Source organism: Acidihalobacter sp., assembly GCF_037381185.1.
Taxonomy (GTDB): Bacteria; Pseudomonadota; Gammaproteobacteria; order DSM-5130; family Acidihalobacteraceae; genus Acidihalobacter_A.
On the sequence record NZ_JARRQY010000045.1, the window covers coordinates 25,016 to 49,330 of the forward strand.

The following is a 24,315-nucleotide window of genomic DNA, read 5'->3' on the forward strand; positions in this document are numbered from 1 at the left end:
CCTTGTTCATGCGTCATCACGAACCCCGTTCGGCAAGGTCTGCTCCAGAATGCGAACGACCAGTTGCGTCATGTCCATGCCCAGTTCGCGCGCGGCCATCGGCACCAGACTGTGGCTGGTCATGCCCGGTACGGTATTCACCTCCGCCACGTGCGGCGCGCCCTCGGCATCCAGCAGAAAATCGACCCTCCCCCAGCCCTCGCCGCCGACGGCAGTGAACGCCTGCAGCGCCAGTACCCGCATGGCTTGCTCGGTACCTTCGGCCAATCCGCATGGACACAGGTAGCGCGTATCGTCGCGGTTGTACTTGGCCTCGTAGTCGTAGAACTCCGTGGCCGGCACGATGCGGATCGCCGGCAGTGCCTGATCGCCCAACACGGCGACGGTATAGTCCCCACCCTCCATCGCGGGCTCGACCAGCACTTCGCCGTGGCAGGCCGCCGCCGCCGCATAGGCAGTAGACAGATCCTCGACACGCTTGACCTTGGCGACGCCGACGCTCGATCCCTCCTGCGAGGGTTTGACGAACAGCGGCAATCCAAGCCGCTGCGCGACCGCATCGAAATCGCTGTCCGCTGCCAGCACCTCGCCAGGTACCACCGGCAGCCCCAGCGCCTGCCACACCAGCTTGCAACGCCGCTTGTCCATGCCCAGCGCCGAACCCAACACGCCGCTGCCGGTGTACGGCAGGTCGAGCAGATCGAGCATGGCCTGCAGCGTGCCGTCTTCACCGCCGGTGCCGTGGACGATCAGGAAACAGCGATCAAATTCACCCGTGGAAAGCTGCTCAAGCACGCTTTCTCGCCGCAGGTCCACGGCCACGGCGTCCACGCCACCGGCGCGCAGCGCTGTGGTCACCGCCGCACCGCTCTGCAGCGACACCTCGCGCTCGGCGGACCAGCCGCCCATCAACACCGCCACCCGGCCGAAACGCTGCGGATCCGCGCTCATGCCCCGGCCTCCCGTTCACCGACGACCCGCACCTCAGGCTGCAAGCAAATGCCGAACCGCTCCTCGACGCGCGCCTGCACCTCGAGAATCAAACCCTCGATGTCGGCCGCGCTCGCGGAACCCGCGTTGAGAATGAAATTGCCGTGTTTCTCGGCGACCATCGCAGCGCCGAGACGCAGGCCCTTGAGGCCGGCCGCTTCGATCAGGCGTCCGGCGTAGTCTCCCGGTGGATTGCGGAACACCGAACCGCACGAAGCCACCCCGGTCGGCTGGCTGGCAGCACGGTGGGCGAGCAGTTCGCGGGTCTGGAGATGCAGTACCTGCGGATCGCCGCCGGCCTCGAATTCGAATTCGGCAGCCACGAACCAGAACGGACCACCTTCCGCCAGAGCACGCACATGGCGGTAACCGATCTCGAAGGCCCCCGGCTCCTGCCAGCGCAGCGTGCCGTCGTGGGCGATGGTCTGTACACGCCGCACCACCGGCCAGGTCTCGCCGCCGAAGGCGCCAGCGTTCATCGCCAACGCTCCACCGACCGTGCCCGGGATCCCGGCAAAGAACTCTCCGCCGCGCAGTCCGGCACGCGCGGTGAAACGTGCCAACTTGGCACCCGGCACGCCCGCACCGGCGCGCACGCCGGAGTCGCCGACCCGCTCCAGACCACCCAGACGCGCGTGCAGCGCGATCACCGTGCCGCGCACGCCACCATCGCGCACCAGCAGGTTGCTGCCCAAGCCGAGCCACAACAGGGGTTCACCCTCCGGCAATTGCTGCAGGAAGGCCTGCAGATCCTGCAGATCCGCCGGCCGGTATAGACGCTCCGCATGACCGCCCACGCGCCAACTGGTCATGCCCGCGAGCGGCGCATCGTGCGCCAGCTCGCCGCGCAGGCCCTGCATGTCCAGCGCCGCATTCATGACTTCGCTCCCAGCGTCTCGGGCAGACGCAGTGCGGCCTGCCCGATGGATCCGGCTCCCAGGGTCAACACCACGTCGCCATCGTGCACCACATCGCGCAGCGCGTCGGCCAAACCGTCGATGTTCCCCACGAATACCGGCTCGACCCGTCCGCGGGCGCGAATCGCCCGCGCCAGGCTGCGGCCGTCGGCATTGGCGATGGGTTCCTCGCCCGCCGCGTAGACCTCCAGCAGCACCAACACGTCGACCTCGCTCAACACCCGCACGAAGTCCTCGAACAGGTCGCTGGTTCGCGTGTAACGATGCGGCTGGAAGGCCACCACCAGGCGCCGCTCCGGCCAAGCGCTGCGCGCTGCGGCTAGGGTAGCGGCGATCTCGGTCGGATGATGGCCGTAGTCGTCGACCAGCAGCACGTGCCCGGCCGGCGTATCCACCTCGCCGCTGAGCTGGAAGCGCCGACCGATGCCCTGGAAACCTGCCAAGGCCTGAGTCAACGCTGAATCGTTCACGCCCAACTCGTGCGCCACCGCTATCGCGGCCAAGGCGTTGAGCACGTTGTGCCGGCCGGGCAGATTGAGTTCTACCGACAAACGCTGCTCGCGCCCCGGAAGCTGCAGTTGAAAGCGCGTGCGCGTGCCCTCGTAGACGATGTCATGCGCGCGGACGTCGGCCGGTTGCTCGATGCCGTAGGTCAGCATCGGACGGCTGATCTGTTCCAACACCTGGCGCACGCCGGGGTCGTCTATACACAGCACCGCCAAGCCGTAGAACGGCAGATGGTGCAGAAATTCGACGAACACGCGTTCGAGTTCGGCGTAGTCGCCACCATAAGTGGCCAGATGATCGGCGTCGATATTGGTCACCACCGCGATCATCGGCTGCAGGTGCAGGAACGAAGCGTCGCTCTCGTCCGCCTCGGCGACCAGATAATGGCTTTCGCCCAGACGCGAATGCGTGGCGGTGCTGTTGAGCCGGCCGCCAATGATGAAGGTCGGATCCAGACCGCCTTCGGCCAACAGGCTGGCCACCAGACTGGTGGTGGTGGTCTTGCCGTGCGTGCCGGCCACCGCGATGCCATAGCGGAAACGCATCAGTTCGGCCAGCATCTCGGCCCGGCGCACGACCGGAATCCGCGCGGCACGCGCCGCCTCGAGTTCGGGATTGCCGGACTGGATCGCGCTGGACACCACGACCACATCCACGCCCTCGACGTTTTCGGGCGCATGTCCGCGGAAGACCTTCGCGCCCAGGGAAACCAGCCGCCGCGTCATCGCGTTGTCGGCCTGGTCCGAACCGGACACCGCGTAGCCGAGATTGGTCAGTACCTCCGCGATGCCGCCCATACCCGCACCACCGATGCCGACGAAATGAATGCGCCGGATGCGGCGCGTCGCCATGTGTTCGCGCACCGCGCTCATGCCGCCTGCCTCCCCGCTTCACCGACCAGTTCCACGCAGGCATCGGCCACCCGTGCCGCGGCGTCGACGCGCGCCACCGAACGCGCCGACTCGGCCATCGCCAACAGGCGGGAACGGTCGGCCAGACGCATCAACTCGTCCGCCAGACGTTCCGGCGTCAAATCCTTCTCGATCACCATCAGCGCCGCACCGGCATCGACCAGAAACTGCCCGTTGACACGCTGGTGGTCGTCCACCGCATAGGGGAACGGCACCAGCAGCGCGGGCACGCCTGCGGTGGCCAGTTCCGCGACCGTTAGCGCCCCGGAACGGCAAATCACCAGATCGGCCCAGGCGTAGGCGGCGGCCATGTTCGCCACGAAGGGTTCGACGCGCGCCTCGACCTGGGCCTGCGCGTAGGCGCTGTTGGTGGCCTCGAGATGACGCTCGCCCGCCTGATGCCAGACCTGAGGTCGGGCCTGCGCGGGCAGTTTCCCCACTGCGGCCGGTACGCTGCGGTTGAGCGCCGCCGCGCCCTGGCTGCCGCCTATGATCAGTAAGTGCATGGGGCCTTCGCGCCCGGCCAACCGCTGTGCCGGCGGTTCCAGAGCGGCGATATTCGCGCGCACCGGGTTGCCGACGTAGTGCCGGCGCGCCGCGGCACCGGGCAACTCGACCGGGAAGCCGGTAAACACCTGTCTGGCGAAACGCGCCAGCCAGCGGTTGGTCAGTCCGGGAACCGCATTCTGTTCGTGCAGCACCAGCGGAATCCGCAGAGCCGCCGCCATCAAACCGCCGGGACCGGCGACGAAACCGCCGAAACCGACCACCACGCGCGGTCGCCGTCGCAACAGAATGCCCAGGACCTGCGCCAGCGCCGAGGCCAGGCGCAGAGGTGCCATCAGTCGGGTGCGCAGTCCCTTGCCGCGCAGACCGCCGATGCCGATCCACTCCATCGGGATACCGGCCTCGGAAACCAGCCGAGCCTCCAGCCCACGGCGCGTACCCAGCCAGACGACGTCCAGACCACGTGCATGCAGGGCCTCGGCCACCGCCAGACCGGGGAAAACGTGCCCGCCGGTGCCGCCGGCCATGATCATCACCGGGCGTGAAGTGCTCATGCCGCCTCCTTGCGCGCCCGGCGGCGCTTGCCTTCGGTCGGCAGCGCACCGGTCTCGACCGCTTCGCGGTGAATGCGCTGCAGGAAACCCAGCGCCACACAGTTCACAACCATGCTGCTGCCGCCGTAGCTCATCAGCGGCAAGGTCAGGCCCTTGGTCGGCAGCAGCCCCATGTTCACACCCATATTGATGAAGGCCTGCAGGCCGAGCCAGATGCTAATACCGTAGGCTAGATAGGCGGCAAACGGCTGCGCGGCGGCCATCGCACGCGCGCCGATGCGGAAACCCCGCACCACCATCACGGCGTACAACGCTATCACCACCGCCACGCCGAGCAATCCCAACTCCTCGGCCAGTACCGCGAACAGGAAGTCGGTATGGGCCTCCGGCAGGTAGAAGAGCTTCTGAATGCTGTCGCCCAAACCCACGCCGAACCAGGACCCGCTACCAATGGCGATCAGCGACTGAGTCAGCTGGAAGCCGCCATCGTAGGGATCGGCCCACGGGTTGAGGAAACTGGTCAGGCGCGCAACGCGGTAGGGCGAACTGACCGCCAGCACCGCGACCGCCGCCAGAGTCAGCACCAGGAACAGACCGAACTGGCTCAGCCGCGCGCCGGCCAGGAACAGCATGCCGAGGCCGATCGCCAGCAACACCACCGCACTGCCATAATCGGGCTCCTTGAGCAGCAGTGCGGCAGCAACCATCATCACCAGCATCGGCTTGGCGAAACCTCGGAAAGTGGTGCGGACCTCCTCGTTGCGGCGCACCAGATAGTCGGACAGGTAAATCGCGATGAACAGCTTGGCCAACTCCGAGACCTGGATGTTGATCGGGCCGGCGCCGATCCAGCGCGTACTGCCGTTGACCGAGTGGCCGACGTGCGGAATCAGCACCAACACCAGCATGAACCAGGCCATAAGCAGCAGGCTCATGCCGGAACGCTGCCAGACCACGAGCGGTATGCGATACACCGCGACGGCCGCAATCGTACCCAGCACGACGTAGACCGCCTGGCGTTCGAAGAAATAGAACGGATTGCCCAGGCCACGGGACGCCACACTGACAGAAGCCGATTCCACCATCACCAGCCCAAGACAGACAATCGCCACCGCCGCCAGCAGCAGCGGCACATCGAGGCGTGTGCTGTCGAATCGCGCCGCCGCCGACAGGCGCATGCGGACGTCCTTGGTCTCGGTGCTCATGACCCCAGTTCCCGGAACAGGCGCACGAAAGCTTCGCCGCGCGCCACGTAGTTGTCGAACATGTCCAGACTGGCGCAGGCTGGCGACAGCAGCACCCGGTCACCCTCGCGGGCCCGGTCGGCCGCCGCCGCAACCGCCTCGGCCATGTCCGCCACGTCGATCAGTTCGGCCACGCCACGCAGCACGCTGCGCAGTTCCGGAGCGGCCTCGCCCATCAGCACCACGGCACGGGCGCGCCCTTGCAGCGTATCGCGCAAGGGCGCGAAATCCTGGCCCTTACCCTGCCCTCCGGCGATCAGCACCAGCTGTCCTTCAAGGCCATCGATAGCGGCCACCGTGGCGCCGACGTTGGTGCCTTTGGAATCGTCGAACCAGTCGACCCCTGCGCGGCTGCCGATCCGCTGACAGCGGTGCGGTAGACCGGGGAAGGTCTCCAAGGCCTGCAGCATCGCGGCACGCGGCAGACCCAGCGCCTCGCCCATGGCCAGCGCGGCCAATGCGTTGGCCAAGTTGTGGCGTCCAGCGATACGAAGGCGCGCGGCGGGGATCAGCGGCTCGGCACCGCGCGCCAGCCACTGTGCGCCCTCGTGAATAAGCAAGCCGTAATCCTGCTCGCGCAGCGCCTCCCCCAACCCGAAGGCGGCGCAGTCGCGACCGCCGGCCAGCGAAACAGCCAGCGCATCCTCGGCATTGACCACGCAGTGCCCAGCCCCGGCATAGATGCGTCCCTTGGCCTGCGCATAGGCTTCCAGTGAGGCATATCGGTCGAGATGATCCGGACTGACGTTAAGCACGACGGCCGCCTGCGGCGCCAGCGAATCGACCGTTTCCAGCTGAAAACTCGACAGCTCCAGCACGATCAGGTCGTGCGGCTCGGCGCCCAGCAGATCGAGCGCCGGCGTGCCCAGATTGCCGCCGACGGCAACGTCCCACTCGGCCGCGCGCGCCATTTCTCCGACCAAAGTAGTGACAGTACTCTTGCCGTTGGAACCCGTGATCGCCGCCACCGGCGCGCGATTCACGCGCGCGAACAGCTCGATGTCGCCGATGATCTGCGCGCCGGTGACCCGGGCCTCCTCGATCGCTGGACTGGACACCGGCACCCCTGGGCTGACGATCAGACGCCGGGCACGCAGAAACAGCGAGCGGTCGAAACCGCCGAGATGAACCTCGCTGGGCTGCAACTCGCTACGCAGCGCTTCCAGACCCGGCGGACGTTCGCGGCTGTCGACCACGGCGAAGGTTTCGCCGCAGGCCGCCAGATGGCGTGCCACGGACATGCCCGTGGTGCCGAGGCCCACGATGAGGTTCTCGAGCATAGGAAGCGGATGTAGGTCACCGTCGGATCGCATCATGACCGTCATCTCACCGCACCTTGAGGCTTGCCAGTCCGATCAGCACCAGAATCACGGTGATGATCCAGAAACGCACGATGACCCTTGGTTCGGGCCAGCCCTTGAGTTCGAAATGATGGTGCAGCGGTGCCATCTGAAAGATGCGTCGCCGCGTGAGTTTGTAAGAGGTCACCTGCAGAATGACCGACAGGGTTTCCATGACGAAGACCCCGCCCATGATCAGCAGCACCAGTTCCTGGCGCACCACCACCGCCACGACGCCCAGCGCGGCGCCCAGCGCCAGCGCGCCGACGTCGCCCATGAAGACCTGCGCCGGATAGGTGTTGAACCACAGGAACCCCAGACCGGCGCCGACCAGCGCACCGCAGAACACCACCAACTCGCCGACGCCGGCGACATAGGGAATCCCCAGATAGGTGGCAAACTTGAAGTTGCCGGTCAGATAGGCGAACACGGCCAGGGCTCCCGCGACCATGACGGTGGGCATAATGGCCAGGCCGTCGAGACCGTCGGTCAGATTCACTGCATTGCTGGAACCGACGATCACAAGCCACACGAAGGGGATAAACAGCCATCCCAAGGGGATCATCCAGTTCTTGAAGAACGGAATCAGCAGGGCCGTTTGCGCCGGCTCCACCGCAGACACGAACAGATAGACCGCCGCAGCGAACCCGATCACCGATTGCCAGAAGAACTTGTGCCGTGCGCTCAGACCGCGCGAATTTCCGTAACGCAGCTTCTTATAGTCGTCGATACCGCCGATGACGCCCGTCGCCAGCGTCACGCCAAGCACCAGCCACACGTGCGCGTTGCTCAGATCGCTCCACAGCAAGGTCGAAAGACCTACGGCAATCAGAATGAGCGCGCCGCCCATGGTCGGCGTGCCCGCCTTGGTCAGATGGCTTTGCGGACCATCGCTGCGCACCTGCTGTCCAATCTTGAGTTCGACCAGACGCTTGATCATGCCGGGGCCGACCAACAGTGCAATGAGCAGCGCGGTGAGCACACCGAGAATCGCTCGCATGGTCAGGTACGAAAACAGATGGAACCCGCTGTAGACGTGCACGGAGAGGTATTCGAACAGGCTATACAGCATGGCCGTTTTCCTCTCGCCCGCCGGCGTCGATCAATGCCGCCACCAGCCGTTCCATACCCATGGAACGCGAACCCTTGACCAGCACGCACGGTGCCGAGGAACTGTGTGTCAGCGCGCTGAGAAAGGCGCCCATCAATTCATTCATGTCCAAAAAATGCTCAGCTCCAGCACCGAAGGCCGCAGCCGTTTCAGCACTCTGTGGACCGAAGGCGAACAGGCGTTCCACGCCGGCCTCGCGGGCCTTTTCGCCGGCTTGGCGATGCATGTCGACTCCAGCTCCGCCCAACTCGGCCATGTCGCCCAACACCAGCCAGCGCGGCGCGGCACTCTCGGCCAACACGGCCAGGCCGGCAACCAGCGAGGCCGGATTGGCGTTGTAGCTGTCGTCCAGCACTTCCAGCCCATCCCGGCCGGTCACGCGACGCAGCCGACCAGGTACGCTTCGCACCGCCTCCAATCCTTCGCGTATCGTCTCGAGTTCGGCCTCGGCGCCGATGGCCACCGCGGCCGCGGCCAGGGCATTCATGGCGTTGTGCCGGCCAGGCAGTTGTAGATCGACCAGGATTTCGCCCAGTGGAGTGCTCAAATGCAGGCGACCGTCCGCAAGGCGTCTGCCGCGCACCTCGGCATCGGCTTCCAGCGCGAAACGCAGGATCTCGCGCCCGCGGTTGAGGTCCATCCAGTAATCGGCGAAGCGGTCCTCGGCGTTGATCACGGCCACGCCGTCTGCGCCGAGGCCGGCATAGATCTCACCTTTGGCCGCAGCGACCCCAGGCAGATCTCCGAAGCCTTCCAGATGCGCCGGACCAGCGTTGTTGACCAGCGCCACGCGCGGCTGTGCCAACGCCGTCAGCGCGGCTATCTCGCCGGGATGGTTGGCTCCCATCTCGATGACGGCATAGCGGTGCGCCCGAGTTACTTCCAGCAAGGTCAGCGGCACGCCGATATGATTGTTGAGATTGCCCCGCGTCGCCAAGGTGTCGCCGGCACGCGACAGAATGGAGGCCAACATCTCCTTGACCGTGGTCTTGCCGTTGCTGCCGGTCAGGGCCACCACGCAGGCGCCCACGCAGGCGCGCCAGCCGGCGGCGAAGCGCGTCAGACCCTGCAGCGTGTCTTCCACTTCGACGCGCGGATGATCGCCCGCCACCTCACGCTGCACCATCACGGCGGCCACCGCCGGGTCGCCCGGAGCGCGGATGAAGTCGTGACCGTCGAAGCGCGGGCCGGCCAGCGCCACGAACAGCGCTCCGGGATTCGGCTTGCGGGTATCCGTGGTGACCGCGCTCACCTCGACATCGGCACCGTGCACGCGGCCCTCGGTCCAGTCGGCGATCTGACTCAGGCGCCAACGATTCATGCCGACACCTCCTCGAACCAGGCGCGCACCGTCTCACGGTCGCTGTGATGGCGGGCGCCACCGGCCCCGACCTGGTCGGTTTCGTGGCCCTTGCCCGCGATCAGCACCACGTCGCCCGCCGCGGCGCCTTCCAGTGCCTGGCGGATCGCCTGGGCGCGGTCATGCACCACACGCGCCGCATCGGGCGCGTGCAGACCGGCGCGGATGTCGTTCACGATCGCCGCGGGATCTTCGCTGCGCGGATTGTCGTCGGTGATGATCAGCACGTCGGCATGGCGCTCCGCCGCGGCCCCCATCAGCGGACGCTTGCCGCGGTCGCGATCGCCGCCGGCGCCGAACACGCAGTGCACGCGCGAGGCGCCGTGCTCGCGCAGTGCGCGCAGCGCGGCTTCCAGCGCGCCCGGCGTGTGTGCGTAATCGACCACCGCTACCGGTCTGCCCTCGGCGTGGAACCGTTCCATGCGCCCCAGCACCGCACACACGTGGCGCAGACGCTCGACCGCATCGGGCAGGCTGGCCCCGAGTCCGAGCAGGCTCGTCAGCGCCGCCAGCAGATTGGCCGCGTTGAAGCGTCCGTACAGCGCGCTTTCCACACGGGCCTCGCCCCAGGGTGTAACCACGAGCATGGACAGCCCATGCGGCATGAGCCGAAGGTCGCGCCCGGCGACGACCTCGACGCCTGGCAGATCACGGTCCTGCAGCGTATAGCCGAGCAGGTGCGGCATGGGCTCGAGGTCAGTCGCGAGCCCGCGACCGAAATCGTCGTCCAGGTTGAGAATCGCGTAGTCCAGACCGGGCCAGGCGAACAGACGGCGCTTGGCCGCGGCATAGGCTTCGAGCGTGCCGTGATAGTCCAGATGGTCGCGTGCGAGCTGCGTGAGCATGGCCTGATCAAAGGCCACACCGTTCAAACGCCCCTGTTCGAGGCCGTGCGACGAGGCCTCCATCACCACCCAGCGCGCCCCGTCGCGCGCCACTTCGGCCAGCGCGGCCTGCAGACTCAGCGCATCGGGGGTGGTATGACCATGGCTCTTCAGTCGACCGACCAGGCCGTAGCCGAGAGTGCCGACCAGCGCAGCACCGGCGCTGTCCAGATCCAGCGCCTGGGCGATAAAGTGGCTGACCGAGGTCTTGCCGTCGGTGCCGGTAACGCCGATCACGGTCATGCGGCGCGAGGGATCGCCATGGAAGCGCGCGGCGATCGGACCGAGTTCCGCCGCCAACCCGGGCAGCACGATAAGAGGCACGTCGACCACATTATCGGCGGCGCGGTCACTGAGCACGGCCACCGCGCCGCGCGCCAGCGCATCGTCGACGTGCTCCAGGCCATGCGTGCGCACGCCCTGCACCGCGCAGAACACGTCACCCGCCTCGACCCGGCGGCTGTCCAGCGCCAAACCGGCGACGACCACGTCCTGTGCGTACTCGATGCCGCACCAGCCTTCGAGTAGCGAGGCCAGCGTCCAGGGTCTGTTCGTGGCGTGCATGTTCATCTCACACACCCCCCTGCGTCGCCGGCACCGGGCCGGCGCGGACCACCGATATATCGTCCGGCGGCACGTCGAGCAGCCGCATGGCGCCGCTCATCACTTCCTGGAACACCGGCGCGGCGACTTGGCCGCCAAAGTACTTGCCCTTGGGCGCGTCCACCACCACCACCGCCACCAGACGCGGATTCGAAGCGGGAACCATGCCGGCGAAAACGGCGGTGTACTCGTGATCGGCGTAGCCGGAGCCGGTCAAGCGGTGGGCGGTGCCCGTCTTGCCGGCCACGGTATAGCCCGGAATATGTGCGGCGTAGCCGGTACCCCGCGGGCTGACGACGGTTCGCAGCATGTTGCGCACGGTATCGGCCACCGCCCGCGGCATTACCCGCCGTGGAGCCGGCCTGCCCTGCGCCGTAATGAAGGTGGCCGGATACTGCAGACCGCCGTTGGCCAGGGCACAATAGGCCTGAGCCAATTGCAGCGCGGTGACGGCTATGCCGTAGCCGTAGGCCATGGTGGCCTGATTGATCTGCTTCCAGTCGGTGTAGTTGTGCAGCACGCCTGGCGATTCGCCGGGGAAACCGCTGTGCGTGATCTGGCCGAAACCCAGACGCGTGAACACGCCCCACATCAGCTGCGGCGGCAGGGTGATGGCGATCTTGCTGGCGCCGACGTTGCTCGAATATTCGAGAATCTGGGTCAGGTCGATGCGCCCGTGGGCGACGTCGTCCTTGATCGTGTGTCCGTCCAGCATGTACCAGCCATCCCCGGTATTGATTTCCGAAGCCGGCGTATACTGGCCGCTCATCAGCGCAGAGGCGATGGTGAACGGCTTCATGGTCGAACCCGGCTCGTACGCATCGGTTACGGCGCGGTTGCGGTACAGGCGTCCCTGGTAATCGGAACGCTGATTGGGATTGAAGGTCGGCTGATCGGCCATGGCCACGATGGCGCCGTTGCTCGGGTCCATCACCACGATCGAACCGGCGACCGCGCCGTGACGCACCACCATGGTCTTGAGCGCGCGATAGGCCAGGTACTGGATACGCTGGTCGATCGTGGTTACCAGGTCGCGGCCCGGGCGCGCAGGCTTGAGCAGATCGACGTTCTGCACGATATGCCCGAAACGGTCCCTGATCACTCGCTTGGAACCAGGCAAGCCGGTCAGCCACTTGTTGAATTCCAGCTCCAGGCCTTCCTGACCACGGTCGTCGATATTGGTGAAGCCGAGCACATGCGAGCCAACCTCGCCCATCGGGTAGTAGCGCTTGAACTCGCGCATCAACGCCACACCCGGCAGATCGAGAGACTCCACCTGCCGGCCCAGCGCGGGCGAGATCATGCGCTTGACCCACATGAATTCACGGCCGACGGCGCGCGCCTGCTGCAGATTCTGCGCAAGCTGCCCCGCATCCACCCCGAGCAGTCCAGCGAGGCGACGCAGGCCATGCCCGTCCGGCCCGTCCTGCGGATCGAGCCACACCGAGTCGACCGGCGTGCTGATCGCCAACGGCTGCTTGTTGCGGTCCAGGATCATGCCGCGGTGGGCGGGAATCGCCACCACGCGTAGGTGGCGGGCATCGCCCTGCCCCTGCAGGAACGGCGCGCTCAACACCTGCAGATCGACTCCGCGCGCGAACAGGGCGGCGGCACCGATGCCGAACGCCCCGAGCACCGCGCGGCGGCGATGCCTGAAATCCGTGAAGTCGTCCGGCATGCTCATGGCGTCACGTACACCGTATCGCTGCCGTTGGGCATGACCATCTGCAGCGTGCCGCGCGCGAGGCGCTCGACGCGGGCGTGAGTCGCCCAGGCGCTCTGCTCCAGCTCCAGACGGCCCCATTCGACGTTCATCGCGTCACGACGCGCATTGAGCTGCTCGAGTTCGACGAACAACTGCCGTGTCTCGTGCGTGCTGTAGACCACGGCCAGCGCCGAAATCATTACCAGCGCAAGCAGTCCAGCGATGCCGGCCAGCTGCCAGTTCATGCCAGACGCTCCGCGACGCGCAACACCGCGCTACGCGCGCGTGGGTTGCGCGCCACCTCCGGAGTCCCCGCGCGCACGGCCTTGCCGACCAGTTTCAGCGTCTGTCCGCGGCGGCCATCGCCCATCACCGGCAGATTGCGCGGCAGCTCGACGCCACGCGCCTGGTCGCGCATGAAACGCTTGACGATGCGGTCCTCCAGCGAATGGAAACTGATCACGGCGAGACGCCCGCCCGGCCGCAGCACTTCCAATGCCTGACCCAGGGCCTCCTGCAGCTCGCCCAACTCGTTGTTGATGGATATGCGGATGGCCTGGAAGCTTCGTGTCGCGGGGTGCTTGCCCGGCTCGCGCCGCCCCAACACCGAAGCGATCAAATCGGCCAGCTCACCGGTGCGGGCAAACGGACGTTCGGCCCGGCGGCGCGCGATGGCGGCGGCGATGCGCCGGGCCTGGCGTTCTTCGCCGTACTCGCGCAGCACCGCTACGATGTCGGATTCTTCGGCACGGTTGATCCAGGCCGCCGCGGACTCTCCCCGGCTCGGGTCCATGCGCATATCCAGCGGACCGTCGCGCAGAAAACCAAAGCCGCGTTCGGCGTCATCCAGCTGCGGCGAAGATACGCCCAGATCGAACAACACGCCGTCGGCACCCGCCGCCTCACCGGCAACAGCCCGGAATGCCGTGCGCAGGCCGGAAAACGGCGTATGTTCGACATACAGACGGGCATCCTCGAGCATCAACTGACGGCCCTGAGCCACCGCCTCGGGATCACGGTCGAGCGCCAGCACACGGCCGGCCGAACCCAGCGCGGCAAGAATCGCGCGGGTGTGGCCGCCTCGCCCGAAGGTGGCGTCCACGTACCAACCGTCCGACTTGATCGCCAGTCCCGCCACGGCCTCCTCCAAGAGAACCGGTTGATGCAAACCGCCAGTCATCGCCACGTCAGAGCGACAGCGAGGCCAGAGCCTCGCTCAATCCTTCCGCGAACTCGTCCGACTTCAGCCACTGCTCGCGCTGCGCCGTCCAGGTCGCCTCGTTCCAGAGTTCGAACTTGTTACCTTGCCCCACCAACACCACGTGCTTGTCCAATTGCGCATGCTCGCGCAGCGTCGGCGCGACCAGAATTCGCGATTGCGCGTCCATCTCCACATCGCTCGCATATCCCAGCAGCAGACGCTGCAGGCTGCGCACCTGCGGATCCATGTTCGGACGCGACATCAGCGCCGCCTCGATGCGTTCCCATTCCGTCAGCGGATAGACCAGCAGACAACCGTCACGATCGATGGTGACCACCAACCTGCCCCCGCACGACTCGAGCAGCCGCTCGCGATAACGCGCGGGAATTGCCACGCGTCCTTTCGCATCGAGGTTGAGATTGGTCACACCACGGAACACTGGGCCCCCACTTGTCCTGCAGGATTAGGGCAGACACACCACTTTCCACCACTTCTCCCCACTGGGCGACACTATAGGTAGGGCCTTGCGGAGCGTCAAGCAAAACCGGGGTTTTTTACAAACGAATATTCTTTCATTGACAATGAGTTACGCGACACCAGTTGAGCCCCGGGATTACTCTCGGAGTATTTCGATAGATATAATCGAGCGTTGTCGCGAAGTCTTAAGAAACTACATCAAGTTGAGCGGCGACTGCCGTCATTCGGAAGGTGGGGAGGAGTGGGGAGCCGGCCTGTAAGCCGGGTTCTGTCGAGGACAGCCATTCATCTGGGATGCGCGTCACCGCACACCTCTAGCAACCTACCCGGACGCAGCGCGGGTCACGCCATTGCGTCCCTATTTGGTCTTGCTCCGGATGGGGTTTACCCTGCCGCGGCGTGTTGCCACCCGCGCGGTGCGCTCTTACCGCACCATTTCAACCTTACCTGATCCCCGAAGGGCCATCGGCGGTGTATTTTCTGTGGCACTTTCCGTCGGCTCGCGCCGCCCAGGCGTTACCTGGCATCCCACCCTGCGGAGCCCGGACTTTCCTCCCCGCCGCGAGACGGAGCGACTGTCCGGCCGACTCCCGGCGCGGATCATACCATGCGTGTTCATGCCGATGCCTGAAAGATACGACGGCTCAACGCTTGCGCACGAGAGTCAGGCCGTCCCCCAGGGGCAGCATCGAGAGGTCGACGCGTTCATCTTCATGCAATGCCGCATTGAAGCCTCTCATGACCACGACATCGCGCGCCGTATTGCCGGCGTCCGCCACCCTTCCATGACGCAGCACATTGTCGATCAGCATCAACCCTCCGCTGCGCAACAGTCGCAGGGTCCGCTCGTAATAGTCCGGATATTCGGTCTTCTCCGCATCCACGAAGGCGAAATCGAAACTCCCCTCCTGCCCCTCGGCCAACAAGACATCCAGGGATGCGATCGCCGGCCCCAGACGAAGTTCGATACGCTCGGACAAACCAGCTCGCGCCCAGTATTCACGCGCAATACGTGTCCACTGTTCACTGGCATCGAGGGCCACGAGACGTCCCTCGGGGTGCAGTGCCCGGGCGACACACAAACTGCTGTAGCCGGTGAATACGCCAATCTCCAGCGCCTTCCGGACACCCATCAGACGCGCAAGCAGTGCCATGAACTGTCCCTGCTCGGGCGCGATCTGCATGCCGGCTTCCGGCATGTCCGCGGTGCGTTCACGCAACTCGGCAAGCAGCGCATCCTCGCGCAGGCTGTTGGCCAGCAGATAGTCGTACAAATCCTCGGTCAAAGTCAGCGTCCGTCTCGTCATTCGTCCTCTCCCGCCTGCAGATTCTTGAGGCGCTGCGCTTCGCGATACAGCGCCTGGCGTGGCGCCCCCGTGATGCGTGCAGCGATATCGGCCGCCTGGCGCGTGGACAACGTCTCCACCAGCACGCCCAACACCTTCTCCACCGATGCAGATTCGGCCGTCCGTTCTTCCCGGGCATCGCCAGCCACCACCACGACGAATTCCCCCCGACAGTGATCGGCGTCCGCCGCCAACCACGCGACCAGTTCGTCCAGCGTTCCGTCGGCGACCTGCTCGAAACGCTTGGTCAGCTCCCGCGCCACCACGCCACGCCGCGCACCGCCGAACACCTCGGTCATATCACCGAGACAGGCCTCAATGCGATGGCTGGACTCATAGAACACCAGCGTGCGCCGCTCCTCGTCCAGGGCCTGCAGGCGGCTGCGCCGCGCTGCGGACTTTGCCGGCAGGAAGCCCTCGAACACGAAACGGTCAGTGGGCAAGCCGGCAACGGACAAGGCCGCGATCAAGGCACTGGGTCCGGGCACCGGACTGACCCGCACACCGGCTTCACGCGCCGCGGCCACCAGCCGGAACCCCGGATCGCTGATCAACGGCGTGCCCGCATCCGAAACCAGCGCGACCGAGGCGCCTTCGCTCAATTGCTGGATCAGATCCGGCACGCGCGCCGTCTCGTTGTGCTCATGCAGGCTGAGCAGCCGCTGGGCCGACTGCCCGAGATGCGCCAGCAAACGACCGCTCACGCGGGTATCTTCCGCGGCGACCACGTCCACTTCCCCCAGCACTTGCGCAGCGCGCGGGCTGATATCGCCCAGGTTGCCCAAAGGCGTGGCAACCACATAAAGAACACCCGTCTCGATTGACACGTCTACTCCAGGTCCAGATACTGATTTTTCGTTCGCGGCCCACTGCGCCTTAGGCTGCTAGAATAGCCCGCGACCGACCACGCGTTGACGCCTTATCGTGCCGCATGAGTAGAATCATTACAGCCTGCCGGACGCCCCATGCCCCACGAAAGTCTCGCTCCCGAACAGTGCGGCGCCCGTGAACCCGCACTCAGCCTGATCGCCCGCCTATGAACCTGCGCTTTGCAAGCCACCTGATTTCCATCGCCCTGCTCGGCGCGGCACTCGCCGCCTGCGCCCCGGCCACGCGTCCGCCCGCGACCTCCTCGGTCGACCAGCAGGCGCAGACGCTGATCGACGCCGGCAAACCCGCCGCAGCCGCCGAACTCTATCTGCAGGCCGCGCGCAAGGCTCAGCCGCCACTGCGCCAGCAGTTGCAGATGCGCGCCGCAGGACAACTGATCGACGACCAGCAATTCGACCGCGCCCGCAGCATACTCGACTCGATCGATCCGCAGGGGCTGAACGCCGAAGACCTGGCCCACAAGGCGCTGCTCAACGCCCGCCTCGAACTCGCGCTGCGCCAGCCCGAAGCAGCGCTGAACGCGCTGCCTACGGATACCACCGGCCTTCCGGACGCCTTGGCCGCCGATCTCCTGCAGATGCGCGCAAAGGCCGCCGCCGCGGCCGGCATGACGCTGGATGCCGCACGTGCGCGCCTTGACCGGCAACCGCTGCTGCAGGGCCAGGATGCCAGCGACAACCTGCACGCACTGTGGACATTGTTCACCCAGGCCACACCCGACCAACTGCAGGGCTGGCAGCAGAGCGCACAGCGCGAAGACCTCAAGGCCTGGCTCGCGCTGGCGCTGATCGCCAAGGATACCGCGCCCCGGATGCAGGCCCTGAACCAGGCGCTTGATGCCTGGAAGACGCAATATCCCGCGCAGCAGCAAATGACCGCACCGATCATCGAAGAACTCAATGCGCAGTGGCAGGCGTTCCAGACCTACCCCTCGCAGATCGCGGTGCTACTGCCCCTGAGCGGCCCGTTCAGCCCCGTCGCACGCACCATTCTCGACGGCATCATGAATGCCTATTACGCACACCAGGATCCGGCTCATCCAGTAGCCCTGCACGTCTATGACACCGGCGCGCAACCGTCCAGCCTGCTATCGCTGTACGCCCAGGCCGTCAGCAACGGCGCGCAGTTCGTCATCGGCCCACTCGATCGCAACCAGGTCAGCCGCCTCGCCGCCTCGGGAATCGTCACAGTGCCCACGCTGGCGCTCAACTACGTCAACGATCCCACTGCCAAACTTCCCCACCGTTTTTACGAATTCGGCCTGAGTCCGGGCAACGAAGCGGAACAAGTCGCCGAAAAGGCCTCGCTCGACGGCCACCTCAAGGCGGTTGTGCTCGTCCCACACAACGACTGGGGATCGCGCGTGGCCGCGGCCTTCAAACAGCGCTTCCAGGAACTCGGCGGGCAGGTGCTTGCAGTCGGGGACTACAAAGGCAACGCCTCCGATTTCTCGCCGGCCATCGTCAGCGCGCTCAACATCGACAGCAGCGACGCCCGCGCGCGCGCCGTTTCCCGCATCATCCACCGCGCGATCAAGTTCGACGCGCGCAGACGCCAGGACGTCGACATGATCTTCATCGCCGGCGACCCCCGCCAGGCGCGCCTGCTCATGCCGCAAATCGACTTCCACCACGGCACCGGCCTGCCGGTATACTCCATCGCCGACGCCTTCAGCGGCACGCCCGATCCGGTCGCCGACCGCGACCTGAACGGTCTCATCTTCTGTGACGCACCGCTGCTGCTGTCCGACACCGGCAAACCGGCCGCGGCGCGAGCGGCGATGCTGCAGAACTTCCCCAACGCCTCACGCCGTTACCCGAGACTGTTCGGGCTGGGAGTCGACAGTTTCAACGTCATCCCCTACCTCAAGCGGCTCGCCGGCCAGGGCTGGGCCCGCTACGACGGCTTGAGCGGCGCGCTGCACATGGTCGACGGCCACCGTCTGGAACGCCAGTTGCTATGGGCGCAGTTCAAGCAAGGTGTACCTCAGCTGCAGGGCATATCTGCCGTGCCGACCGACAACGCTTCCGGCAGCGGCCAGGGCAATGGCGCTTCGCAGTGAGCGCGGCCAAGCCGCCGAACGCTTTGCCCTGGACTACCTGCGGCGCCAGGGCCTGCGCCTGCGCGAGAGCAACTACCGCTGCCGGGCGGGCGAAATCGATCTGATCATGAGTGATGGTGACAGTCTCGTGTTTGTGGAAGTCCGCCAGCGCAGCAACCCGCGCTTCGGCGGCGCCGCCGCCAGCGTCGACGCCGTCAAGCAGCGTAAGCTGATCACCACTGCCCGCCACTATCTGCAGGCGCACGGCACCGACAGTCCCGCCCGCTTCGACGTCGTCGCCATAGACGCCGCGGGCACGCCGCAGTGGATTCGCAACGCCTTCTACGCGGACGCCGACTAGGCCCCCCAAACAAACAGCAAGGACTCGAGCACCAGTGAAAGAACGCATCCGACAGAATTTCGCCGACAGCATCGCCACCAAACAGCAAGCCGCCGAGGTACTGGCAGAGCCCATCGAGCAGGCCGCCCGACGCATGACCCAGGCCGTCATCGAAGGCCACAAGATCCTGAGTTGCGGCAACGGCGGCTCGGCCGGAGACGCCCAACATTTTTCGTCCGAAATGCTCAACCGTTTCGAGCGCGAGCGCCGCGGCCTACCGGCCATCGCGTTGTCGACCGACACCTCAACGCTGACCTCGATCGCCAACGACTACAGCTATGACCAGGTCTTCGCCCGTCAGGTCCGCGCCCTGGGCACGCCCGGCGACCTGCTGCTCGGCATCTCCACCTCCGGACGCTCGCCGAACGTGGTCGAAGCCGTCGAGGCCGCTCATGAGCAGGGCATGAACGCCATCGTTCTGTCCGGCCGCGACGGCGGCACGCTGCGCGACCGGCTGGCCGAGGGCGACATCGAAATCTGCGTCCCCTCCCAAGTCACAGCGCGCATCCAGGAGGTGCACCTGCTGGTCATCCACTGCCTCTGCGACCTCATCGACCGACAGCTGTTCGGGGACCTCTGAGCCCCCCTGCGCCCATGACCACCCCCGTCCAACCACCTCCCCTGCCGTCGGCCTTCTCCGCGGCGCTAGCCGAACTGTTCCCGGCCAGCGACCTGCTCACGGAACCCGCCGACTGCTGGCCCTATGGTTACGACAACTCCAAGCGCCACGCGTCCCCACAGGCCGTCGTCTTCGCACGGGAGCACGAACAGGTCGAAACGCTGCTGCGGCTGTGCAACGAATACGCCGTCCCACTGACCCCGCGCGGGCGCGGCACCGGCACCACGGGCGCCACCGTACCGACCCACGGCGGCGTCGTGCTCAGCCTGGAGCGCATGGACCGCATCCTGCGCGTCGATCCCGACAACCGCCTGCTGGTGGCCCAACCGGGCGTGACCAACCGCGCCATCCAGCAGGCCGCCGGCGAGCACGGCTTCTTCTGGCCGCCGGACCCAACCAGCGCGGCGGTATGCACGCTGGGCGGAAATCTCGCCTACAACTCCGCAGGACCACGCGCGGTCAAATACGGCACGCCGCGCGAGAACACCCTCGGTCTGCGCGCAGTGACCGGCGCCGGCAGCAGCATCCGCACCGGCGTGTTCACCACCAAGGGCGTGGTGGGCTACGACCTGACCCGCCTGCTGATCGGCTCCGAAGGCACGCTCGCCGTGATCACCGAAGCCACGCTAAAGCTCACGCCGCTGGCCGAGGACAAACGCACCCTGCGTGCGCTCTATGCGGACATGCGCGCTGCGGCGCATGCAGTCGCCGCGGTCATGGCGCAACCGGTCGTGCCCTGCGCGCTGGAGTTCATCGACGGCAGCGCCATCGAGATGGTGCGCAGCCATTCGAAGGCCGAACTTCCCGAAGGCGCCGGCGCCATGCTTATGATCGAAGTGGACGGCGCCCGCGCCGGGCTCGACGAGGCTGCCGAGGCAGTCGCCGCGGCAGCGCGCGTGGAGGGGTGCATCGATCTGATGCTGGCCCGCGACCAGGCCGAAGTCGACGCGCTGTGGACTACGCGCAAGGCGCTTTCGCCTGCCCTGCGCACCATCGCGCCGAAGAAGATCAACGAGGACGTGGTGGTGCCGGTGTCGCGCATTCCGGAACTGATCGACGGTCTGGGAACGCTCAGCGCCACGCACGGCATCACCATCGTGAATTTCGGCCATGCCGGAAACGGCAACATCCATGTAAATCTGCTGGTCGACCCGGACGACCCGCGGCAGGCAGAAGCTGCCGAAGCCTGTCTGGCCGAGGTCTTCGAGTTGGTGCTGCGGCTCGACGGGTCGCTGTCAGGCGAACATGGCATCGGACTGGTCAAGCGAGATTACGTCGGCCTGGAGATCGGCGACGCCGCGCTCGCCTTGATGCACGGCATCAAGCGCGAATTCGATCCGAATGGCATTTTGAATCCGGATAAGGCGTTGCCATTGCGAGGTTGAGGGGCTCGCTTTCCGGAACCATCACTCCATGGGCAGGACTAGTTGCGGGCGCGATTCGGCGTTTGCGGTTTTGATTTTATGTGGCTGAAAGCGCCCTACTAATTAGCCTTGGTGATCTGTTTCGGGCGCGTCACCCAAATAAGCTCAAAGCCGGACATACTGATTCGCACCCGAAACGAGCCTCAGCGCCAACAATTGGGAACAGGTTTCACTGAGTAGTCGACAGGAGGCGACGCACCTCGAATCGCGCCCGAAACAGGCCCGATTAGCCCAACGATCAGGGCCCCGCAAACAAAAAACTCAGCCCGTCACCCGCCGATTCGTCCCCTCCAACGCCAAGCGCTCATTGCACTCTATCCGGAGGATGTTGAAGGAGAACACCCGCAGGTCGGTCTGCCCAGCCTCCAATCGCTCGATGTAGTCCACGAATGGCATACTGTCGGCATGCGCATACTGGTAGTTGCGGGCCTTCTCCTGGCATCCCCCATACAGCGGCACGACCGAGTCTCCGGCCACCTGCTTGAGATAATCGAAGGTCCACTTCTTCCGTGCCGGCCAGTCTTCCGTCAGTTGCTTCAGGACAACCGGATTCCTTGGCTTGCCGTATCGCTGCCGAAACGCATCGGCGTCGAGATGCCCAACACGCGGCACATACTACAGGTCCATTCCCGCACTATTCCCTTTCGCCCATCCATTTCTATTTGACGACCTTCAGACTTGGCCGCCGCGCCCCGCCCGAAGGTTTCTCTGGCGCGGTCGATCCGTCTTCACCACCGCCAGGCGGTGGCGGTTCCGGCTCGTCCTCCTCGGCGAACATCATACCCTGGCCATTTTCGCGGGAATACACCGCCATGACGCGGTGCACCGGCACCATCACCTCACGAGGGCTGCCACCGAAACGGGCGTTGAAGCTTACGTAGTCGTTGCCGAGATCGAGCCCCTCAACCGCACCGGGTGAGACGTTGAGTACGATGCGCCCATCCTGCACGTACTCACGCGGAACCTGCACATTTTCGTCCGCCGCATCGACCAGCAGATATGGCGTCTGGGCATTGTCGACCACCCACTCGTAAATGGCACGGATAAGATAAGGACGGCTTGAAGTCATAATCGATCGAATAAGCTTGTTTGCGTTTAGACATGCATGTCACGTTCGGCCTCGCTCAGGCTGTTGCGCACGGCTGGCCGTTCGAACATCGAATTGGCGTACCCGGTAATCGCAGCTGCCGCCGGCGGCAGTTGGATGCCGTAATGTCCCAGGCGCCATAGCACCGGGATCACCGAACAGTCGACCAGACTGAATTCCTCACCCAACAGATAGGGACGCGCTTCCATGAACAGCGGCGCACTGGTAAGCAGGCTTTCGCGCAAGCGCTTGCGCAACTGCGCCTGCTGCTTCTTGTCCGCTTCGTCAAACTGGTAGATCAACGAATACCAGTCCCGCTCGACGCGGTACATCAGCAGCCTCGCCTTGGCCCGCGAAACCGGATCGACCGGCATCAGGGGCGGATGCGGAAAACGCTCGTCAAGGTACTCGATGATCAGCCGGGAATCGTAAAGAACCAGATCGCGATCGACCAGCGTCGGCACGGAGTTGTAGGGATTGAGATCGGTCAAGTCCTCCGACATCTGCGTGCGGTCGATCTGAACGATATCCGCCGTGATGTCCTTCTCGGCGATCACAATCCGCGCCCGGTGGCTATCCGGGCAATCGGGTGCCGAAAAAAGCGTCATGACCGAACGTCGGTTGGCAACCAGACTCATCCTTTTTACCCCTTGTCAGGCGGACACAGCCGCGGAGCATCCGGGCGATCGCGTCCAACGTACGGGAACCGAGTCGCCTATTGCCTCGATAGAGCCGCATCGGTCATCCGGCCCCGGCGGCGGCCCGTCCCAGTCGAGCGTGACCCCAAAGTTTGCGATATATCCCGCAAACACCGACAACCTCCGCACTTGGCGCATCTCTGCCCGAGGAAATAAACGGCGGCAGCGCCACCCGGACAATATGCTCACGCCAGTCTTGTAGTTGCTCGAACGGCATGCATTTCCCCTCTGAAGGCTGAAATGCGTCCGTGCGTCTGATCATCGGGTCGTCAATATAACGCTTCTCATACTACCAGCTTGCATCGATTCTAGGTGACTATTGCTCAGACACGCAGGAGTGCTCCCTTCAGCCCTCCCGTGCCGTTCGAGGCCAAACATCGAAGCGCTACCGTCCATCCTACGGCCAGCTTCGATCACGCAGCATCGGGTGGGCAAAGGCGCCCGGTCTATCGACATACAATCTGTTGGGGCTTGAGCAAGCCCCTGACTCTGCGTTACGACCCTTGCCAAGGGCCTGCCATTGCCTACGGGCCGCGCCTTGATTCGAGGGCCTGCTCAAGCCCTGAAGGGAGCAACCCTGCGTACCAGAGCAATAGAACCCATCTCAACGCTTGATCACCTGGAACAGATGCTCGACCTTGGCCCGCACGCGCGCCCTGGCCTGTTCCAGGCGCTCGCGTGTGCGACCCAGCGCATCCTTGGGCAAGCCCCGGCGCTTGCCGGAGCGCAGCTCCACATGCCAGCGCACCTGCCAGCGCGTGCGTTTCTTCTAAGCCGCGTATTCCAGACCCGAAAAGCGCGTTTGCATGGGTCTCGACTCGGCTGTGAAACGGTGGCTCATTATCCCTGGCCTATAACCCAATCGGCAGGCAGATGCGAATGAATCAGATGACATGGGTTCTCCCTCACCCTACCGGCCAATGTGCCACCTTTACGGAAGCGGCGCGGCGAGCGCCAGACCGAGAGGAGTCGTCATCATGAACATTACGCATCTGGGAATCGATTTGGCTAAAACGACATTCGATGTTTGCGCTCCCCCGCCCTAGCATGCGTTTCGTGGCGATCAAGACCGAGGAGCGGCAGGCTGTGTTGTACTGCACCGCGCTCGCGCGTTACTCAGCGCTCAGCGTATCGCACTGCTTAACCAGATTCGCGGACTCCTTGCCGAGTTCGGCATCGTGATGGCGCAGGGTCCCAACCACGTGCGAAAGGCCCTGGCCGAGCACGCCCAGGCTGCAAATACCGGTTTGCCCGAACTGGCCCGAAGCGTGTTTGCCGATTTGCATGAACGGCTTGTGGCCCTGGAGGCGCAACTGGCCGGCTACGATCGCCAGTTGCATCACCTGGCACAGGCGATGCCTGAAGCGCGACGCCTGATGCAGGTCCCCGGCGTGGGGCCCATAACCGCCACCGCGCTGGTGGCCAGCACCGGCGATATCCATCAGTTCGCCAACGCCCGTCAGTTCGCCGCGTGGCTGGGTCTTGTTCCGCGTCACTA

23 protein-coding genes, 1 other RNA gene and 1 pseudogene are annotated in these 24,315 nt (G+C 65.4%); 5 read left to right on the forward strand and 20 right to left on the reverse strand.

Going from position 1 to position 24,315, the window contains the following annotated elements; translation table 11 throughout:
• Positions 1-6: 6 nt before the first annotated feature.
• The 16 genes from P8014_RS14930 to rsmI all read right to left on the reverse strand — a co-directional run bounded on the left by P8014_RS14930 (position 7) and on the right by rsmI (position 16,484).
• Positions 7-951 (reverse strand): D-alanine--D-alanine ligase, encoded by a 945-nt coding sequence (locus P8014_RS14930; protein WP_337818128.1) that lies wholly within the window; start codon positions 949-951, stop codon positions 7-9.
• A complete protein-coding gene (gene murB / locus P8014_RS14935; protein WP_337818129.1) occupies positions 948-1,868 on the reverse strand; it encodes a UDP-N-acetylmuramate dehydrogenase in 921 nt (306 codons plus the stop codon). Before murB ends, P8014_RS14930 begins: the two co-directional genes overlap by 4 nt.
• Positions 1,865-3,286 carry a UDP-N-acetylmuramate--L-alanine ligase gene (gene murC / locus P8014_RS14940; protein ID WP_337818130.1) on the reverse strand — a complete coding sequence of 474 codons (1,422 nt, stop codon included), beginning with the start codon at positions 3,284-3,286 and terminating at the stop codon, positions 1,865-1,867. The genes murB and murC overlap by 4 nt, the downstream gene beginning before the upstream one ends.
• Positions 3,283-4,386: an undecaprenyldiphospho-muramoylpentapeptide beta-N-acetylglucosaminyltransferase gene (murG, locus tag P8014_RS14945; RefSeq protein WP_337818131.1), complete on the reverse strand. Its 1,104-nt coding sequence runs from the start codon at positions 4,384-4,386 to the stop codon at positions 3,283-3,285. The genes murC and murG overlap by 4 nt, the downstream gene beginning before the upstream one ends.
• Positions 4,383-5,591, reverse strand: coding sequence for a putative lipid II flippase FtsW (gene ftsW / locus P8014_RS14950; protein WP_337818132.1), 1,209 nt, complete (start codon positions 5,589-5,591; stop codon positions 4,383-4,385). The genes murG and ftsW overlap by 4 nt, the downstream gene beginning before the upstream one ends.
• Positions 5,588-6,946: a UDP-N-acetylmuramoyl-L-alanine--D-glutamate ligase gene (gene murD / locus P8014_RS14955; protein WP_337818133.1), complete on the reverse strand. Its 1,359-nt coding sequence runs from the start codon at positions 6,944-6,946 to the stop codon at positions 5,588-5,590. Before murD ends, ftsW begins: the two co-directional genes overlap by 4 nt.
• Positions 6,947-6,956: 10 nt before the next feature.
• Positions 6,957-8,042 (reverse strand): phospho-N-acetylmuramoyl-pentapeptide-transferase, encoded by a 1,086-nt coding sequence (gene mraY / locus P8014_RS14960; protein ID WP_337818134.1) that lies wholly within the window; start codon positions 8,040-8,042, stop codon positions 6,957-6,959.
• Positions 8,032-9,402, reverse strand: coding sequence for a UDP-N-acetylmuramoyl-tripeptide--D-alanyl-D-alanine ligase (gene murF, locus P8014_RS14965; protein WP_337818135.1), 1,371 nt, complete (start codon positions 9,400-9,402; stop codon positions 8,032-8,034). Before murF ends, mraY begins: the two co-directional genes overlap by 11 nt.
• A complete protein-coding gene (locus P8014_RS14970) occupies positions 9,399-10,889 on the reverse strand; it encodes a UDP-N-acetylmuramoyl-L-alanyl-D-glutamate--2,6-diaminopimelate ligase (protein ID WP_337818136.1) in 1,491 nt (496 codons plus the stop codon). The genes murF and P8014_RS14970 overlap by 4 nt, the downstream gene beginning before the upstream one ends.
• A gap of 7 nt (positions 10,890-10,896) precedes the next feature.
• Positions 10,897-12,612: a penicillin-binding protein 2 gene (locus P8014_RS14975; protein ID WP_337818137.1), complete on the reverse strand. Its 1,716-nt coding sequence runs from the start codon at positions 12,610-12,612 to the stop codon at positions 10,897-10,899.
• Entirely contained in the window at positions 12,609-12,878 is a 270-nt protein-coding gene (ftsL, locus tag P8014_RS14980) for a cell division protein FtsL (RefSeq protein WP_337818138.1), read from the reverse strand. Before ftsL ends, P8014_RS14975 begins: the two co-directional genes overlap by 4 nt.
• Complete coding sequence (gene rsmH, locus P8014_RS14985) at positions 12,875-13,813, reverse strand: 16S rRNA (cytosine(1402)-N(4))-methyltransferase RsmH (protein ID WP_337818139.1); 939 nt, start codon at positions 13,811-13,813, stop codon at positions 12,875-12,877. Before rsmH ends, ftsL begins: the two co-directional genes overlap by 4 nt.
• 7 nt (positions 13,814-13,820) lie before the next feature.
• Positions 13,821-14,273, reverse strand: a complete 453-nt coding sequence (gene mraZ / locus P8014_RS14990) for a division/cell wall cluster transcriptional repressor MraZ (protein WP_337818140.1) — start codon at positions 14,271-14,273, stop codon at positions 13,821-13,823.
• Between the two features lie 279 nt (positions 14,274-14,552).
• Positions 14,553-14,902: RNase P RNA component class A (gene rnpB / locus P8014_RS14995), an RNA gene on the reverse strand.
• Positions 14,903-14,955: 53 nt separating this feature from the next.
• On the reverse strand, positions 14,956-15,618 hold the full coding sequence (locus P8014_RS15000) for a class I SAM-dependent methyltransferase (protein ID WP_337818141.1): 663 nt from the start codon (positions 15,616-15,618) through the stop codon (positions 14,956-14,958).
• Positions 15,615-16,484, reverse strand: a complete 870-nt coding sequence (gene rsmI / locus P8014_RS15005; protein ID WP_337818142.1) for a 16S rRNA (cytidine(1402)-2'-O)-methyltransferase — start codon at positions 16,482-16,484, stop codon at positions 15,615-15,617. The genes P8014_RS15000 and rsmI overlap by 4 nt, the downstream gene beginning before the upstream one ends.
• Before the next feature lie 209 nt (positions 16,485-16,693).
• On the opposite strand from rsmI, the gene P8014_RS15010 reads away from it, so the two are divergent.
• Genes P8014_RS15010 through P8014_RS15025 form a run of 4 tightly spaced genes read left to right on the forward strand, consistent with a single transcriptional unit; the run spans position 16,694 to position 20,993 of the window.
• Positions 16,694-18,610, forward strand: coding sequence for a penicillin-binding protein activator (locus P8014_RS15010; protein ID WP_337818143.1), 1,917 nt, complete (start codon positions 16,694-16,696; stop codon positions 18,608-18,610).
• On the forward strand, positions 18,594-18,950 hold the full coding sequence (locus P8014_RS15015) for a YraN family protein (protein ID WP_337818144.1): 357 nt from the start codon (positions 18,594-18,596) through the stop codon (positions 18,948-18,950). The genes P8014_RS15010 and P8014_RS15015 overlap by 17 nt, the downstream gene beginning before the upstream one ends.
• A gap of 34 nt (positions 18,951-18,984) precedes the next feature.
• Entirely contained in the window at positions 18,985-19,569 is a 585-nt protein-coding gene (locus P8014_RS15020; RefSeq protein WP_337818145.1) for a phosphoheptose isomerase, read from the forward strand.
• A 14-nt stretch (positions 19,570-19,583) separates the two neighbouring features.
• Positions 19,584-20,993 carry an FAD-linked oxidase C-terminal domain-containing protein gene (locus P8014_RS15025; RefSeq protein WP_337818146.1) on the forward strand — a complete coding sequence of 470 codons (1,410 nt, stop codon included), beginning with the start codon at positions 19,584-19,586 and terminating at the stop codon, positions 20,991-20,993.
• Between the two features lie 300 nt (positions 20,994-21,293).
• Here the strand turns inward: P8014_RS15025 and P8014_RS15030 are convergent, their stop codons facing one another.
• The 4 genes and pseudogenes from P8014_RS15030 to P8014_RS15045 form a co-directional block, all read right to left on the reverse strand.
• Positions 21,294-21,644: a cupin-like domain-containing protein gene (locus P8014_RS15030; protein ID WP_337818147.1), complete on the reverse strand. Its 351-nt coding sequence runs from the start codon at positions 21,642-21,644 to the stop codon at positions 21,294-21,296.
• A 46-nt stretch (positions 21,645-21,690) separates the two neighbouring features.
• Complete coding sequence (locus P8014_RS15035) at positions 21,691-22,101, reverse strand: ClpXP protease specificity-enhancing factor (RefSeq protein WP_337818148.1); 411 nt, start codon at positions 22,099-22,101, stop codon at positions 21,691-21,693.
• Between the two features lie 26 nt (positions 22,102-22,127).
• Positions 22,128-22,757, reverse strand: a complete 630-nt coding sequence (locus tag P8014_RS15040; RefSeq protein WP_337818149.1) for a glutathione S-transferase N-terminal domain-containing protein — start codon at positions 22,755-22,757, stop codon at positions 22,128-22,130.
• A gap of 667 nt (positions 22,758-23,424) precedes the next feature.
• Positions 23,425-23,565: pseudogene (locus P8014_RS15045) on the reverse strand (IS5/IS1182 family transposase); the annotation flags it as partial.
• A gap of 433 nt (positions 23,566-23,998) precedes the next feature.
• Between P8014_RS15045 and P8014_RS15050 the strand changes: the two are divergent.
• A partial coding sequence (locus P8014_RS15050) for a transposase (protein ID WP_337818150.1) occupies positions 23,999-24,315 on the forward strand: 317 nt, incomplete at its 3' end.

What these genes read in the sequence shown, in the direction of transcription:
- P8014_RS14930 (WP_337818128.1), bottom strand. Translation starts at nt 951, where the DNA reads ATGAGCGCGGATCCGCAGCGTTTCGGCCGGGTGGCGGTGTTGATGGGC.
- murB (WP_337818129.1), bottom strand. Translation starts at nt 1,868, where the DNA reads ATGAATGCGGCGCTGGACATGCAGGGCCTGCGCGGCGAGCTGGCGCAC.
- murC (WP_337818130.1), bottom strand. Translation starts at nt 3,286, where the DNA reads ATGAGCGCGGTGCGCGAACACATGGCGACGCGCCGCATCCGGCGCATT.
- murG (WP_337818131.1), bottom strand. Translation starts at nt 4,386, where the DNA reads ATGAGCACTTCACGCCCGGTGATGATCATGGCCGGCGGCACCGGCGGG.
- ftsW (WP_337818132.1), bottom strand. Translation starts at nt 5,591, where the DNA reads ATGAGCACCGAGACCAAGGACGTCCGCATGCGCCTGTCGGCGGCGGCG.
- murD (WP_337818133.1), bottom strand. Translation starts at nt 6,946, where the DNA reads ATGATGCGATCCGACGGTGACCTACATCCGCTTCCTATGCTCGAGAAC.
- mraY (WP_337818134.1), bottom strand. Translation starts at nt 8,042, where the DNA reads ATGCTGTATAGCCTGTTCGAATACCTCTCCGTGCACGTCTACAGCGGG.
- murF (WP_337818135.1), bottom strand. Translation starts at nt 9,402, where the DNA reads ATGAATCGTTGGCGCCTGAGTCAGATCGCCGACTGGACCGAGGGCCGC.
- P8014_RS14970 (WP_337818136.1), bottom strand. Translation starts at nt 10,889, where the DNA reads ATGCACGCCACGAACAGACCCTGGACGCTGGCCTCGCTACTCGAAGGC.
- P8014_RS14975 (WP_337818137.1), bottom strand. Translation starts at nt 12,612, where the DNA reads ATGAGCATGCCGGACGACTTCACGGATTTCAGGCATCGCCGCCGCGCG.
- ftsL (WP_337818138.1), bottom strand. Translation starts at nt 12,878, where the DNA reads ATGAACTGGCAGCTGGCCGGCATCGCTGGACTGCTTGCGCTGGTAATG.
- rsmH (WP_337818139.1), bottom strand. Translation starts at nt 13,813, where the DNA reads ATGACTGGCGGTTTGCATCAACCGGTTCTCTTGGAGGAGGCCGTGGCG.
- P8014_RS15000 (WP_337818141.1), bottom strand. Translation starts at nt 15,618, where the DNA reads ATGACGAGACGGACGCTGACTTTGACCGAGGATTTGTACGACTATCTG.
- P8014_RS15010 (WP_337818143.1), top strand. Translation starts at nt 16,694, where the DNA reads ATGAACCTGCGCTTTGCAAGCCACCTGATTTCCATCGCCCTGCTCGGC.
- P8014_RS15015 (WP_337818144.1), top strand. Translation starts at nt 18,594, where the DNA reads ATGGCGCTTCGCAGTGAGCGCGGCCAAGCCGCCGAACGCTTTGCCCTG.
- P8014_RS15025 (WP_337818146.1), top strand. Translation starts at nt 19,584, where the DNA reads ATGACCACCCCCGTCCAACCACCTCCCCTGCCGTCGGCCTTCTCCGCG.
- P8014_RS15035 (WP_337818148.1), bottom strand. Translation starts at nt 22,101, where the DNA reads ATGACTTCAAGCCGTCCTTATCTTATCCGTGCCATTTACGAGTGGGTG.
- P8014_RS15040 (WP_337818149.1), bottom strand. Translation starts at nt 22,757, where the DNA reads ATGAGTCTGGTTGCCAACCGACGTTCGGTCATGACGCTTTTTTCGGCA.